The following is a 15,256-nucleotide window of genomic DNA, read 5'->3' on the forward strand; positions in this document are numbered from 1 at the left end:
GGGCCGGTATCCTGTCGCGCATGCATATGCCACCCGTCGCGGACGTCCTCACCCCGAGCCAGCTCAACACCCTTGCCCGCAGCCTGCTGGAAGACAGCTTTCCGGCGGTGCTGGTGGAAGGCGAACTCGGCAATGTCTCGCGCCCGGCGTCGGGCCATCTGTATTTCACCCTGAAGGACGCGCGCGCCCAGGTGCGTTGCGCGATGTTCAAGCCGAAGAGCCAGTGGCTGCGCTTCCAGCCGCGCGAGGGCATGCAGGTACTGGCGCGCGGGCGGTTGACCCTCTACGAGGCGCGCGGCGATTACCAGCTGATCCTCGACAGCCTCGAGGAAGCCGGCGAAGGCGCGCTGCGGCGTGCGTTCGATGAGCTCAAGACACGGCTGCAGGCCGAGGGACTGTTCGACGCCACGCGCAAGCGGCCATTGCCGGCGTGGATCGGGCGGCTCGGCGTGATCACCTCGCCCGGCGGTGCAGCGGTGCGCGACGTGCTGAGCGTGCTCGGCCGGCGGTTTCCACTGCTCGAAATCGACATCCTGCCGGTGCTGGTGCAGGGCAGTGGCGCGGCGCCGCAGATCGTCGACATGCTGCAGCGCGCCGGCGCCAGTGGCCGCTACGACGCGCTGCTGCTGACCCGCGGCGGCGGTTCGCTGGAAGACCTGTGGGCTTTCAACGAGGAACCGGTGGTGCGCGCCGTCGCCGCGTCGCCGGTGCCGGTGGTGGCCGCGATCGGCCACGAGACCGACTCCAGCCTGGCCGAATTCGCCGCCGACCTGCGCGCGCCGACACCGTCCGCGGCAGCGGAACTGCTGGTGCCCGACCGCATCGACCTGGACGCGCGCCTGCGGATGCTGCAGCGCCGCCATGCCGCGGTGTTCGAACACCGGCTGCGCCAGGCGGCACAGCGCGCCGACCGCGCGTTCCTGCGCCTGCACGCGCAGCGTCCGCAGGCGCGCATGCAGGCGCTCGCCGCGCGTCGCGACGAGGCCTGGCGTCGCCTGCACACCGCCTGGGCGATCTGCCTGGAGCGCCGGCAGGCACGTGTGCGCCATGCGCAGGCCGATCTGCGTAGGCATCACCCGCAACAGCAGCTGGCCGCGTTGCAGGCGCGCCTGCTGGCCACTCGGCCACGGCTGCAGGCCGCACTGCCACGCCGCCTGCGCGACGACCGTGCGCGCCTGCAGGCGCTGGTGCGTGCGCTGTCGGCGGTGAGTCCGCTGGCCACCGTCGCGCGCGGCTACGCGATCCTGCAGCACGACGACGGTCGCGTGGTCCGCGGCATCGACGATGCAAGGCCCGGCGATGCGCTGCGTGCGCGCGTTGCCGATGGCGAGCTGCGGGTGCGCGTCGAACCGCAGACCGACTGAGCACCGCGGGCAACGGTCGCCCGCCGATCACGCCGCGCGCGGCACACTGGCCGTGGCCCGCACCGGATCGCACGCATGACCAAGGCATCGGACCTCTTCGTCTCAGCGCTGCAGGCGCACGGCGTCAAGTACGTGTTCGGCATCCCCGGCGAGGAGAACCTCGACCTGCTGGAATCGCTGCGCAAGTCCGACATCCGGCTGGTGCTCACCCGTCACGAGCAGGCCGCAGGATTCATGGCTGCCACTGTCGGGCGCCTGACCGGCCGTGCCGGCGTCTGCCTGTCGACGCTCGGCCCGGGCGCCACCAACCTGGTGACCGCGGCGGCCTACGCGCAGCTGGGTGCGATGCCGATGTTCATGGTCACCGGCCAGAAGCCGATCCGCAGCAGCAGGCAGGGGCATTTCCAGATCGTCGACGTGGTCGACATGATGCGCCCGTTGACGAAGTACACGCGGCAGATCGTCTCCGCCGACAGCATTCCCGCACGCGTTCGCGAGGCGCTGCGCTGTGCCGAGCAGGAGCGTCCGGGTGCCGTGCACCTGGAGCTGCCACAGGACATCGCCGGTGATGACAGCGACGCGCGGCTGATCCCCGAGAGCCACTCGCGACGGCCGGTGGCCGAGGACAAGACGATCCGCCGCGCCGCCGACGCCATCGCGCAGGCAAAGCACCCGCTGTTGATGGTTGGCGCCGGCGCCAACCGCAAGACCACGTCGCGCATGCTGCGTCGTTTCATCGACAGGCTCGGTATCCCCTTCTTCAGCACGCAGATGGGCAAGGGCGTCATCGACGAGACCCATCCGCTGTGGCTGGGTACCGCCGCGCTGTCGGACGGCGATTTCGTCCATCGCGCCATCGATGCCTCCGATTGCATCGTCAACATCGGCCATGACGTCATCGAGAAGCCGCCGTTCTTCATGCGCGAGGGCCGGCGCACGGTGATCCACGTCAACCACTCCGGCGCGGTGGTGGACCCGGTCTATTTCCCGCAGGTGGAGGTGGTCGGCGACATCGCCAACAGCGTGTGGCAACTCGCCGAGGCGATCGGACCGCAGCCGCACTGGGACTTCGCCTTCTTCGACCGCGTGCGCGTTGCGCTGCAGGCGCAGTTGCGCGAGCGCGCCGACGACGACCGCTTCCCGATGGCGAGCCAGCGCCTCGTGGCCGACGTGGCCGCGGCAATGGGGCCGCAGGACATCACCTGCCTCGACAACGGCCTCTACAAGCTCTGGTTCGCGCGCAACTTCCGCTGCCGGGCGCCCAACACCCTGCTGCTCGACAACGCGCTGGCGACGATGGGCGCCGGGCTTCCCAGTGCGATCGCCGCGCGCATGGTGCATCCGCAACGGCGCGTGCTGGCGGTGGCCGGCGACGGCGGCTTCATGATGAATTCGCAGGAACTCGAGACCGCCGTGCGGCTGGGCCTGGACCTCACCGTGCTGGTGCTGCGCGACGATGCCTACGGCATGATCCGCTGGAAGCAGGCACACGAGGACTATCCGGAGTACGGCATGGCGCTGGGCAACCCGGATTTCGTGAAGTACGCCGAATCCTATGGCGCGCGTGGCCACCGGCCGGCATCCGCCGCGGAATTCGCGCCGATGCTGCGAGAGGCACTCGACACGCCCGGCGTGGACGTGATCGAAGTGGCCATCGATTACACCGACGACGACCGCATCCTCAACGAGGACATCCCGCGCGAGAGCGCGGCGGTCGCCTGACCGTCAACGATACGGAGGACACCGGATGGCCAGCACCAGCAGGACGACAGCGCGCCGCAACCCACGCGGCCTCGCCCGCAGCTACCCGTACTGGCTGGCCGGCGAGGCGGTTGCCGCCAATACCGATCTCGAGGTGCGCGACAAGTACAGCGGCAAGGTCGCCACGCGCGTCGCGTTCGCCGACGCGGCCACCGTCGACCGCGCGATCGAGGCCGCGTGGAACGCGCGTGGCGCGATGGCCGACTTCGCGCCCGACCAGCGTCGTGACGTGCTCGAACACTGCATGCGCCGCTTCGAGGAACGCTTCGAGGAGCTCGCGCTTGCCCTGTGCATCGAGGCCGGCAAGCCGATCGGCGATGCCCGCGGCGAGGTGACACGGTTGATCGATACCTTCCGCATCGCGGCCGGCGAAGCCACCCGCGTGGAAGGCGAAACGGTGGAGTTGCAGATCTCCGAACGCACCCGCGGTTACCGCGGGCTGGTGCGGCGGGTGCCGATCGGCGTGTGCAGCTTCATCACCCCGTTCAACTTCCCGCTCAACCTGGTCGCGCACAAGGTGGCGCCGGCAATCGCCGCCGGCTGCCCCTTCGTGCTCAAGCCTGCGGCCAAGACGCCCGTGGGCGCATTGATCATCGGCGAGATCCTCGCCGAGACCGACCTGCCCAGGGGTGCGTTCTCGATCCTTCCCTGCAGCAACGACGATGCCGCCGCGCTCACCGAGGACGAACGCATCGCGCTGCTGAGCTTCACCGGCGGCCTGGTCGGCTGGGACCTCAAGGCGCGTGCCGGCCGCAAGAAGGTCACCCTGGAACTGGGGGGCAATGCGGCGTGCATCGTCGACGCCGATCCGGGTGCGTCGCTCGACCACGTGGTCGAGCGCCTGGTGTTCGGCGCCTATTACCAGTCCGGGCAAAGCTGCATCAGCGTGCAGCACATCCTCGTCCACCGCGACCTGTACGACCCGCTACGGCGCCGGCTCAAGGCGCGGGTGGCGAAGCTGGTGATGGGCGATCCGCGCGAGGAGGACACCTTCATCGGGCCGGTCATCGACGAGGATGCGGCGAAGCGGATCGAGTCCTGGGTGGACGACGCCCGCAAGGCCGGCGCGAAACGCGTCGCGGGCGGCGCTCGCGACGGCACCATGGTGCCGGCCACGCTGATGGAGGACGTGCCGCGCGACTGCGACCTCTACCGCCAGGAAGTGTTCGGACCCGTCGCCTGCCTGCAGGCCTTCGACGATTTCGACACGGCGCTCGAGACCGTCAACGCCAGCGAGTTCGGACTGCAGACCGGCGTGTTCACCGCCAACCTCGCCCACGCCATGCGTGCGTGGGACCGGCTCGAGGTCGGCGGTGTCATCGTCGGCGACGTGCCGAGCTTCCGCGTCGACAACATGCCCTACGGCGGGGTGAAGGGCTCCGGCCTCGGCCGCGAGGGCGTGCGCTATGCCATCGAGGACATGACCGAGCCGCGCCTGCTGGTGATCAGGAGCTGATCGACCGGAGTCGACGGGTTCATGCACTTGCCATGGATGGCACGGATCAGCGCGGACGAGGACGTTCGTCGAGGCCGCCGGTCATCGGCACGAAACGCACCGCGGCCACCTGGCGGCGGCTGACGCGGCCGTCGTCCGATTTCTCGATGACGGTGAGCGACTGCACCGCATGCACCGGACCGACCGGGACCACCATGCGACCGCCCGGGGCGAGCTGGTCGACGAGCGCCTGCGGCACCTGCTCAGGCGCGGCGGTGACGATGATGCCGTCGAACGGCGCCGCCTCCGGCCAGCCGGCGTAGCCGTCGCCGGTGCGGACCTCGACGTTGGCATAGCCGAGCCCGGCCAGCACGGCGCGCGCGCCATCGGCCAGAGGAGCCACGATCTCGATCGTGTACACGCGCGCCACCAGGCCGGACAGGACCGCTGCCTGGTAGCCGGAGCCGGTGCCGATCTCCAGCACCCGATGGTGCGGTTCGGGCTGCAGCAGCCCGGTCATCAGCGCCACGATGTAGGGCTGCGAAATGGTCTGCCCATGGCCGATCGGCAGCGGGTGATCCCCATAGGCGTGTTCAGCCATCTCTTCGGGCACGAACCGTTCGCGCGGCACGGACCGCATCGCCGCCAGTACCCGCGCGTCGCGGATGCCTTCGGCCTCGAGCGAGGCCAACAGCCGTGCGCGCTGGCTTGCCATGTCGTCCTCCATGTCGCCCACCGGCGCTGCGCACGCAGCCAGCGCGCCCCAACCGCCGAGGATGGCCGCCAGCAGGCGACGGGCTGCCTGACCTGTTCCGCGCATGGCCGCTCCACGGCAACGGCGATGCCGCCAGACTCCCGCAGGCGGCGTCAACCGCCGATGAGCGCCGCCCGACCCCACCCGCCGCCCCGGTACGTTTGCAGCCACCACCCACCGGAGATCGACATGCGTGCACCGTTCCTGCTGCTGGCCTGCTGCCTGGGCCTGATCGCCTGCCACCCCACCCGCGTCGCGGACACACCATCGCCCCCGGGTGAGCCCGCCGGCGAGGCTGCGTCGCCAACCCCGGAACCGGTGCCGGTGTACGACATGGCGATGTCGGCCCGGACTGCCAGCGAGGTCGCGCAATTCGCCCCACCCCCGGCCCCGCCGGCGCCACCCGGGCCGTGGAACGGACCCACGCCGGGCGCCAATACCGAGCGCTATGCATCGCGCACCGACAACCCTGTGCAGCGCACCGCGGACACACCGGTGTCGACGTTCTCCATCGATGTCGATACCGGCAGCTACAGCAACGTGCGGCGGATGCTGCGCCAGGGCGTGCGCCCGCCCGCGGATGCCGTGCGTGCCGAGGAATTCATCAACTACTTCCGCTACGGCCACCCGGCACCATCAGTGCGGGAGGTGCCGTTCCGCATCACCACCGAGCTCGCGCCGTCGCCGTGGGCCCGCGGCCGCCAGTTGCTGATGATCGGCCTGCGCGGTTACGACGTGCCACGCACCTCGCTGCCGGCGGCCAACCTGGTGTTCCTCATCGACACGTCCGGCTCGATGGGCAGCCCGGACAAGTTGCCATTACTGCAGAAGGCGTTCGCCGAGCTGGTGGCGCAATTGCGCCCACAGGACCGGGTGAGCCTGGTCACCTATGCGGGCTCGGCAGGACTAGTGCTTGCACCCACGCCGGGCGACCGCAAGGCCGAGATTCTCTCCGCGCTGCGCAACCTGCACGCCGGCGGCAGCACCCACGGCAGTGCCGGGCTGCATCTCGCCTACGAAACCGCGCGCCAGGCCCATGTGGAAGGCGGGATCAACCGCGTGATCCTGGCGACGGATGGCGATTTCAACGTGGGCATCGTCGACCGTGGGGCACTCGAGACCTACGTTGCCGACCAGCGCCGCGGCGGCATCGCGCTCAGCACGCTCGGGTTCGGCCAGGGCAACTACCACGATGCGATGGCGGAGCGGCTCGCCGACGTCGGCGACGGCCAGCACGCCTATATCGACACCCTGCAGGAAGCCCGCAAGGTGCTGGTCGAGGAACTGTCGTCCACGCTGCTGACCATCGCCAACGACGTCAAGGTGCAGGTGGAGTTCGATCCCGCCCGCGTGGCCGAATACCGGTTGATCGGCTACGAGAACCGCGTGCTGCGCGAGGAGGATTTCGCCAACGACCGCGTCGATGCCGGCGACATCGGTGCCGGCCACGAAGTCACTGCGCTGTACGAGACCGTGCCGGTCGGGTCGGCGGATGCGTGGCTGTCGCCGCGCCGATATGGCACGCCGTCCCCACAGGCTGCATCCTCGACAGCCGGCGAGATCGCCCGCGTCAGCCTTCGCTACAAACTGCCGGGCGAGACGCGCAGCAGGCTGGTGGAGACCACGGTGCGCAGCGCTGATCTGCGCATGCAACCCGGCGAATCACTGCGCTTCGCAGCGGCTGTCGCAGCCTACGCCGACGCGCTGCGCGGCGGCACCCGGCTGGGCGACTGGGGCTGGGACGACATCCGGCGCGAGGTTGCCGCCGCGCGCGGCGGTGATCCGTGGGGTCTGCGCGGCGAACTGCTGGGCCTGGTCGACCTCGCTCGCGCCCACGCCGACGCGCCCGCCGCGACCACCGTGCCTGGTCAGCCCTCCGGCGCCGGCCGGCCGAACAGGTAGCCCTGGCCGAAATCGCAGCCGAGCTGCGCCAGCAGCTCGCGCTGCTCGAGGCTCTCGATGCCCTCGCCGATGGTCTCGATGCCCAGCGTGCCGGCCAGTGCGAGGATCGCGCGCACCAGCGCCAGGCTCTCCGCATGCGAGGCACCCACCAGCCCGGCGACGAAGCTCTGGTCGATCTTGATCGACTGGATCGGGAACCGGTGCAGGTAGGACAGCGCCGAGAAACCGGTGCCGAAGTCGTCGAGCAGGGCCACCACGCCGCGGTCGCGCAACGCATTGAGCGTGCGCAGCGCGCGGGGTGAATCGTCGAGCAGCGCCACTTCGGTGATCTCGATGCGCAGCCGCCGCGGGTCGGCGCCGGCATCGTCGAGCAGCAGCAGCAGGCGCTCGGCGAAGTCATCGGAAACGAAGTGCCGCGGCGACACGTTGATCGACACATAGCCGTGCTGCTGCCGGCTCAGCCAGCGCACCACGTGGCGGTACATCAGCCAGTCGACCTGTGCGATCAGCCCGGTGTCCTCGCCCACGCCGATGAACTGCGGCGGCGCCAGCAGTCCGCGCTGCTCGTGGTGCCAGCGCAGCAGCGCCTCGTGGCCGACCACCTTGCCGTCGGACAGGCGCACGATCGGCTGGAAGTACGGTTCGAAATCATCCGAGAGGATGGCGCGTCGCAGGTCCGCCTCGAGGTCGAGCAGGCGCATCGCCTCGGCGCGCATCTCCTCGTCGAACAGTTCGCTGCGGTCGCGCCCGCGGGCCTTGGCGCGGTACATGGCCGCATCCGCGTCGCGCAGCATCTCCTCGCCATGGCGGTAGCGCGGCTGCCAGAACGCGATGCCGATGCTCGCCGACGGGAACAGCTCGCGGCCGGCCACCCACATCGGCCGGCCGAGTTCGGCCAGCAACCGCGATGCCACCCGTTGCGCCGTCTCCGCGGCAGGCACATCCTGCAGCAGCACCGCGAACTCGTCGCCACCGAGGCGGGCGACGGTGTCGGCGCTCGACAGCGCGCGGCGCACGCGGCGGCCGACTTCGACCAGCAGGTCGTCCCCGGCCGCGTGCCCGATGCTGTCGTTGACCAGCTTGAAGCGGTCGAGGTCGAAGAACAGCACCGCGAACGACCGCGCGTTGCCGGCCTGCACCGCGGCGATCGCGGCGTCCAGGCGTTCCAGCAGGTGTTCGCGGTTGGGCAGTCCGGTGAGCTGGTCATGCCGCGCCTGGTGGATCAGGCGCTGTTCGGCGCGGGTACGCTCACCGACCAGCGCCTGCAGTTCGCGGTTGGCGTCCTGCAGTTCGCGGGTGCGCGCCTGCACCCGCGATTCGAGCTCTGCATGCGCCGCCCTCAGCGATTCCTGCGCGCGCTTGCGCGACAGCGCACTGCCGATGTGGCGGGCAACGAAGGTCAGCAGTTCCTGGTCGCGCTCGTCGAACAGGATGTGCGGCGAGTAGCTCTGCACCGCGATCGCGCCGATCACCGTCTCGTCGCGCGACAACGGCACGCCCAGCCAGCAGTGCGCGCGCGTGCCCTGGCTGTGCACGTCGCCACTGGCCTGCAGGCGATCGATGGTGGCGCGGTCGGCGAGCATCGGCTGTCCGGCGCGGATCACGAACTCGGTCAGGCCATTGGAGAGCCGGCGCGGCGGGCGGACCGGGTCGCGTTCGTCCACCGAGTACGGGAACTCGATGCGCTCGCCATCACCCACCAGCATCGCGATGTAGAAGTTCTCCGCGTACACGAGGCCATTGACCACCTCGTGGACGTCGGCATAGAAGCGCAGCAGGCTGCCGGCGCTGACCGACATCTCGCTGATCCGGAACAGCGCCCGCTGCAACCGTTCGGCACGCTGGCGCTCGACGATCTCGTCCTGCAGCACGGTATTGGCCCGCTGCAGCTCGACGGTGCGCTGGCGCACGCGGCGCTCCAGTTCCCGCTGCGCGTGCTTGCGATCGAGCGCGGTCAGGATGTGCTGGGCGACATATTCCAGCAGCGCGCGGTCCTCGTGGCTGTAGCTGTCGGGCCGGTTGTAGCTCTGCACGACGATGGCGCCCGCCACGCGCGCGTCGCGCCGTACCGGCACGCCCAGCCAGTCGGCGCTCTCCGGCCCCTGGTTGCCGTCGCGCAACACGCCGAGCTGGGCGCGGACGGTCTCGGAGGGGCCCATCACCGGCTGGCCGTGGCGCAGCAGCGCGGCGGTGTAGCTGTTGGGCATGTCGGCCAGCGGGATGTCGTCGTCCGGATCCGGGTGCCAGGGATCGTTCTGGTCGGCGAAGTACAGGAAGCGCATCGTCGCGTGCACATCGTCGTAGAGCGCGATGTAGAAGTTCTCGGCCGACATCAGCGATGCCACCAGCACGTGGATGCGACTGAGCATGTCGCGCATTTCCAGCGTGGAACTGGCGAGGTCGGCGATCTCGTACAGCGCCTGCTGCAGGCGTTCGGACTTGCGCAGGCTGCGGATCTGCACGCTGGCGAGTTCCGCGCGCGTCACCAGCGCAAGCGCCGCGCGCGCCGGCGCGACCCACCGCTGCAGGGCCCCGGGCTCGACACGCCGCGGCGGATCCACCGTCACCGCCACCCGCGTCCCGGCGTCTTCCCAGAGAATGTCGAACGGATGGCGATCCGGGTCGGGGTGCACGCCCGCCAGCGCCACGGAGGCTCGCAGGTGCAGATGGTCGGCGGCGGACGGGGTCGCCACCTGCCCGCTTTCCAGGCGCGGATCGCACCAGTGCACGGCCAGGTCGGCGCCGGGCGGCAACAGGGCCATCAACAGCTCACGCAACAGCGCCGGACCACGGGCCGCGGGTGCGGTGGCGGCGACCGTGTGGAAGTTCTCGATGTCCTGCACGCGTGCACGTCCCCCTGATCGCCGACAGCATACCGGCCCGAGCCCACCGCAGACACGGCGACAAGGGCACGTGACCCCATCGGCCGCGGCCGCGCGTTCTGTAGCCACATGCTCATGCTCCACGCACCCACGGCGGCGGCATCGGCCGATGGCAGCGGCTTCACCTGCGACGCGCGAATGCTTAACCTGCGCGCGGTGAGCGATGCCGTGGCCCAGCCTGCCGGAACCACCGAACCCAGCGACGAAGCGCTGATGCTGGCCTATGGCACCGGCGAGGCCGCTGCGTTCGAGCGGCTCTACGCGCGCCACCGGCAACGGCTGTACCGCTTCCTGCTGCGCGAACTGCGCGACACGGCGCTTGCCGACGAGATCTACCAGGACATCTGGCAGCGGGTCATCGCCGCGCGCAGTGGCTGGCGCCCGGACGCGACATTCGCGACCTGGCTGTACCGGATCGCGCGCAACCGCCTTGCCGACCACTGGCGTGCCGCGCGCCACCGCCCGCCGGCACCGCTCGACGCCGATGCTCGGCTGGCACGTGTACCCGACGACGACACCCCCGAGCGTAGGCTTGCCGCCGAACAGCGCAACACGGGCCTGCAGCTGGCACTCGAGGCACTGCCCCCGGAACAGCGCGAAGTCGTGCTGCTGCGGCTGGAACAGGAACTCACGCTGGAGGAGATCGGTGCGATCACCGGTGCCGGCCGCGAGACGGTGAAATCCCGGTTGCGCTATGCGATGGACAAGCTGCGGGCTGCGATGACCCCATGAACACCCGCGACCCTTCCCCGCTCGACGCCGACGAGCGCGCGCTTGCCGCGCAGCTGGCTCGCCACGCGCCCGCAGGAGGGCCTGCGCCGGACCTGGATGCGCGAGTGCTGGCTGCCGCACGCGCGGCTACGGGCACCCACCCGGCATCGCCGCCAGCACGGCACGCGCACCACGCCACGCGTCCGCGTCGCCGGCGCTGGCCGGCGCTCACCGGGCTGGCGGCGTCGGTCGCGCTCGCGGCAGGCATCGCCTGGCAGCTGCGTCCGCAACCTGCACCGGCGCCGGTGCAGGACGAAGCCGCCGCATTGCCTGCCGCCGCATTCCGCGCACCGCCGGAAGCGCGTGCGCTGCCCGCCCCTGCAGCGGAAACCGCAGCCGCCGCTGCGGGCGTGGCGGCCGAGCGGGAGATTGCGGACGCGCCCGCGACGCCGGCTGTTGAGGCACCCGTCATGCAGCCGGTGGATGCCACGATCGATGCAACACCGCCGGGAGAGGCGGCCGTCGACGGCGCGTCCGAGCCCACCCCGGCGGCAGTGCTGCCACCGTCGGCACCCGCACCTGCACCGTTCGCCACCGCAGCCCCCGCACAGGATGAGGCGGCCACATTGTCCAGGCCCATGGCGAAGACGCCCAGTCCGACCGCGGTGGGTCGACAGGCGATGCGCGGCACTCCGGTGCCACTGCGCACCGCGGTCGCGGCTGCCGACGCGGACAGCGGGATGCACACCGAAATGCAGGGCTTCGGCGACGAGGAACTCGACGACTCGCCGCCGGCGACCGTGGATTCGCCCGAGGTGCACCGCGCCTGGCTTGCGCGCATCCGCGAGCTGCGCGACAGCGGACGCACCGATGACGCGCGCGAAAGCCTGGCGGAACTGCGACGGCGGTTCCCCGGGCTTCCCGTCCCCGACGACCTGGCCGCGCTTGCCGAACCTGCGCAGTGAGCCTGGACACTCTCGCCGGGGCCGTCGAGCACGCCCTCGAGGTCAAGTACAGCCGCTTCATCGCCCGCGCCGCCCCGGTCGATTCCGCGGAGGCTGCACAGGCGTGGATCCGCACGGTGTCGGTGGCCGATGCCACCCACAACTGCTGGGCATGGCGGGTCGGCGACGACTACCGCTCCAGCGATGACGGCGAACCGGCGGGCACGGCCGGGCGGCCGATCCTCGCCGCCATCGACGGCCAGGGCTACGACCGCATCGCGGTGGTGGTCACGCGCTGGTATGGCGGCGTCAAGCTGGGGGCCGGTGGCCTCGTACGTGCCTACGGCGGCGCCGCCGCGGAATGCCTGCGGGTGGCGCCGCGCGAGCCGCTGGTGGAGTACGCGGACGTGATCGTGCGCGCGGGTTTCGAGGATCTCGGTTGCGTGCACCAGGCGATCGAGACATTCGGCGCGGACAAGCAGGAAGAAACCTACGCCGCGGACGGTGTGCGCTTCATGCTGCGGTTGCCGGCGTCCGCGGTCCAGGCATTGCGTCGCCTGCTACGGGATGCCAGCCGCGACCGCGTGCAGGTCGAATCCTGCGATTAAGCCCGTACCGGCGGCCTGCCATGCGGGCCTCGCCGAGGCGGCTCGACGCGGGGCAGCGCTTACACTTGCCGGCCCGCAACGCGGACACCCCGCTTCGATGGCCGATCTTCCTTCCGATACCGCCACCGCCCCGAAGGGCCGCGCACCGCTCGGCATCCTGCGCACGCTGTGGCCGTTCCTTGCCCGCCAGCGCGGCCTGCTGGTGGCGTGGCTGCTGGCGCTGGCGGCATCGTCGGCCGCCACGCTGAGCCTGCCGCTGGCGGTGCGCTACATGATCGACCACGGCTTCGGCAGTGGCAGTGATATCGACGCCGCGTTCTCGCTGCTGTTCGCGGTGGCATTGGCGCTGGCCATCGCCACCGCGGCGCGCTTCTACCTGGTGTCGCTGTTGGGCGAGCGCGTCATCGCCGACTTGCGTACGCGCCTGTACTCGCACCTGATGGGGCTCGACCAGGCATTCTTCGAACGCAGCCGCAGCGGCGAACTGGTGTCCCGCCTGTCGGCCGACACCGAACTGCTGCGCGGCGTGGTGGGCTCCGGCATGTCGGTGGCGCTGCGCAGCGTGGTGATGGTCATCGGCAGCCTCACCATGCTGGTGGTCACCAGCCCGCGACTGGCGGCATGGACGCTGGTCGGCATCCCGCTGTTCGTGCTGCCGATCGTGCTGGGCGGTCGCCGGCTGCAGAAGATCTCGCGCCAGGCGCAGGACCGTGTGGCCGACGCCAACATGCTCGCGGCGGAAACGCTCGGTGCGATCCGCACCGTGCAGGCGCACGCGCGCGAGACCTTCGAACGCGGCCGCTTCAGCGAAGCGGTGGCGCTGTCGGTGGCCACCGCGCGCCGGCGCATCGGCACCCAGGCGGTGGTGACCGCGGTGGCGATCACCGCGATCTTCGGCGCCATCACCGTGGTGTTGTGGTCGGGCGCGCACGATGTTGCGGCCGGGCGTTTGAGTCCGGGCACGCTCGGCCAGTTCGTGCTGTACGCGCTGATGGGCGGTGGTTCCGTCGGTGCGCTCGCCGAAGTGTGGAACGAGCTGCAGCGCGCGGCCGGCGGCATGGGCCGCATCAACGACCTGCTGGTGGAGCAGCCGCTGCTGCGCGCACCGGCCGCGCCGCAGCCGCTGCCCGCGCAGGTGCAGGGCGACCTGCGGATCGACGACGTGACCTTCCACTACCCCGGCCGCGACGACCTGCCCGCGCTGCAGCACTTCAGCCTGCACGTGCGACCCGGCGAGACGGTGGCGCTGGTGGGCCCCTCCGGTGCCGGCAAGAGCACCGTGTTCGCGCTGCTGCTGCGCTTCCATGATCCACAGGCCGGCACCGTCCGCCTCGACGGGCACGACCTGCGCAGCCTCGATCCGGTCGACCTGCGCGAGCGCATGGCGCTGGTGCCGCAGCAGCCGACCATCTTCGCCACCTCCGCGCGCGACAACATCCGCTACGGGCGGCTGGAAGCCAGCGATGCGGACGTGGACGCGGCGGCGCGTTCGGCCGAGGCCGACGAGTTCATCCGCGCCCTGCCCGACGGCTACGACGAACAGCTCGGCGAACGCGGCGCGCGCCTGTCCGGCGGACAGCAGCAGCGCGTGGTCATCGCCCGTGCGCTGCTGCGTGACGCACCGGTGCTGCTGCTCGACGAGGCGACCTCCGCGCTCGACGCACAGAGCGAACGCGCGGTGCAGCAGGCGCTCGAGCACCTGATGGAGGGCCGCACCACGCTGGTGATCGCGCATCGCCTCGCCACCGTGCTCAAGGCCGACCGCATCGTGGTGATGGACCAGGGCCGCATCGTCGCCGAAGGCACCCATGCCGAACTGCTCGCGCAGAACGGCCTGTATGCGGAACTGGCACGCTTGCAGTTCCTGCATTGATTGATGGCGTCAGCGGATGCGCGTGGCTAGGGATCGCCCTGCCCACGTGCGCAACAACCGCCCTGCTGCAGCGAGAGGAGTCGACCTCCGTCCCAGGTACACACGGCGGATCGACCGACCGCAGCGGGCATGGCCACATCTGGCCCCCACTGCCGTGAACGTCATGCGCTAACGTCGAGGCTCGTCACTTTCACGCATTACGCGGACCGCGTCCACGAACTCGGGCACCCTGGATGCTGCAGGCCAACCTGAGATGGTCCGGAACGGTGTCCCATCTTTAATGAACACGATTGTGGGCAAGGTCCAGATGGCGATCTCTGGCCAGTCCGCTTGATTCATCACGACCGCGAATTCCGGCACGCCGTCTGTAGGATCCCGGCCTTGCAGGATGGTGTTTTTCGGTGCAAGAAAGACGGTATTGGTTTCGAGGACGGCAGCGGCCTCGGCATGCGCACCCAAATCGGATAGGGCATTACGTGTCCACCGGCAGAACGGATGCCCTACAAAATAGATTCCGTCTACGAGCGCATCCTCAACTCTCAAGTCGAACGAACGCCGGTCCTCGTTGATGGCGTGCACCACGCGACGCTGATCAGCGAGCGCGAAGGTGCGGGTCCGAACAGTGATTCGCGGAACCGTCACGTAATCCTCCACTTCGCGTGCTGCATCGAATTTCGCTGCGTAGATCATCGAAGTGTAGTACGCATTGACGTTTACCGTCCGCATGTTTCCGCGAGAAACCAGTTCCCGATAGCTACGAACAGCGTGCTCTTCGGCTTCGGGAAAGAAACTCAAGGCAAGGAGACTTTCCGCTGCAAGTTGCAGAAAATACAGGTCCCGGTCAGACAGACGCTTCAGTCCTCCAGAGGCGTAAAACCCAGGGAAAGTCGCCGCGTAATGCGTGGATGCCAGCCTGAACCGCTCGGAATGCCCCAACGTTGCCGACGAGTCCAGAATGGTAATAAAGTCATCATATACGTTCTCCACCACGGCGTCCGACTCCGTGTCGGACGCTGATGGGG

General features: G+C 69.9%; 11 protein-coding genes. 8 read left to right on the forward strand and 3 right to left on the reverse strand.

Features of this window, described 5'->3' with window-relative positions:
• Window positions 1-26: 26 nt before the first annotated feature.
• From xseA to E5843_RS08295, 3 genes are all read left to right on the forward strand, one after another.
• Window positions 27-1,364: an exodeoxyribonuclease VII large subunit gene (gene xseA / locus E5843_RS08285; protein WP_141066148.1), complete on the forward strand. Its 1,338-nt coding sequence runs from the start codon at window positions 27-29 to the stop codon at window positions 1,362-1,364.
• 75 nt (window positions 1,365-1,439) lie between these two features.
• A complete protein-coding gene (locus E5843_RS08290) occupies window positions 1,440-3,086 on the forward strand; it encodes an acetolactate synthase large subunit (RefSeq protein WP_141065893.1) in 1,647 nt (548 codons plus the stop codon).
• A gap of 25 nt (window positions 3,087-3,111) precedes the next feature.
• On the forward strand, window positions 3,112-4,581 hold the full coding sequence (locus tag E5843_RS08295) for an aldehyde dehydrogenase family protein (RefSeq protein ID WP_134673549.1): 1,470 nt from the start codon (window positions 3,112-3,114) through the stop codon (window positions 4,579-4,581).
• A gap of 46 nt (window positions 4,582-4,627) precedes the next feature.
• On the opposite strand, the gene E5843_RS08300 is transcribed toward E5843_RS08295, so the two are convergent.
• The gene (locus tag E5843_RS08300; RefSeq protein WP_136412378.1) at window positions 4,628-5,380 is read right to left on the reverse strand and encodes a protein-L-isoaspartate(D-aspartate) O-methyltransferase; all 753 of its coding nucleotides are present in this window, start codon (window positions 5,378-5,380) and stop codon (window positions 4,628-4,630) included.
• A gap of 123 nt (window positions 5,381-5,503) precedes the next feature.
• Between E5843_RS08300 and E5843_RS08305 the strand changes: the two genes are divergently transcribed.
• Window positions 5,504-7,216 carry a vWA domain-containing protein gene (locus E5843_RS08305; protein ID WP_136412379.1) on the forward strand — a complete coding sequence of 571 codons (1,713 nt, stop codon included), beginning with the start codon at window positions 5,504-5,506 and terminating at the stop codon, window positions 7,214-7,216.
• On the opposite strand, the gene E5843_RS08310 is transcribed toward E5843_RS08305, so the two are convergent.
• A complete protein-coding gene (locus E5843_RS08310) occupies window positions 7,183-9,978 on the reverse strand; it encodes a bifunctional diguanylate cyclase/phosphodiesterase (protein WP_141066149.1) in 2,796 nt (931 codons plus the stop codon). The two genes, E5843_RS08305 and E5843_RS08310, sit on opposite strands and share 34 nt — an antisense overlap.
• A 258-nt stretch (window positions 9,979-10,236) precedes the next feature.
• Here E5843_RS08310 and E5843_RS08315 point away from each other — a divergent pair, with 258 nt between their 5' ends.
• From E5843_RS08315 to E5843_RS08330, 4 genes are all read left to right on the forward strand, one after another.
• Window positions 10,237-10,830, forward strand: coding sequence for an RNA polymerase sigma factor (locus tag E5843_RS08315; protein ID WP_136413073.1), 594 nt, complete (start codon window positions 10,237-10,239; stop codon window positions 10,828-10,830).
• Window positions 10,827-11,774, forward strand: coding sequence for a hypothetical protein (locus E5843_RS08320; RefSeq protein ID WP_136412380.1), 948 nt, complete (start codon window positions 10,827-10,829; stop codon window positions 11,772-11,774). Before E5843_RS08315 ends, E5843_RS08320 begins: the two co-directional genes overlap by 4 nt.
• Entirely contained in the window at window positions 11,771-12,361 is a 591-nt protein-coding gene (locus tag E5843_RS08325; RefSeq protein WP_208542745.1) for an IMPACT family protein, read from the forward strand. The genes E5843_RS08320 and E5843_RS08325 overlap by 4 nt, the downstream gene beginning before the upstream one ends.
• Before the next feature lie 97 nt (window positions 12,362-12,458).
• The gene (locus E5843_RS08330; RefSeq protein ID WP_141065894.1) at window positions 12,459-14,234 is read left to right on the forward strand and encodes an ABC transporter transmembrane domain-containing protein; all 1,776 of its coding nucleotides are present in this window, start codon (window positions 12,459-12,461) and stop codon (window positions 14,232-14,234) included.
• A 168-nt stretch (window positions 14,235-14,402) separates the two neighbouring features.
• On the opposite strand, the gene E5843_RS08335 is transcribed toward E5843_RS08330, so the two are convergent.
• Complete coding sequence (locus E5843_RS08335) at window positions 14,403-15,224, reverse strand: hypothetical protein (protein WP_136412381.1); 822 nt, start codon at window positions 15,222-15,224, stop codon at window positions 14,403-14,405.
• Window positions 15,225-15,256: the final 32 nt, after the last annotated feature.

Origin of the sequence: Luteimonas yindakuii (assembly GCF_004803715.2) — a bacterium.
Lineage (GTDB): Bacteria > Pseudomonadota > Gammaproteobacteria > Xanthomonadales > Xanthomonadaceae > Luteimonas > Luteimonas yindakuii.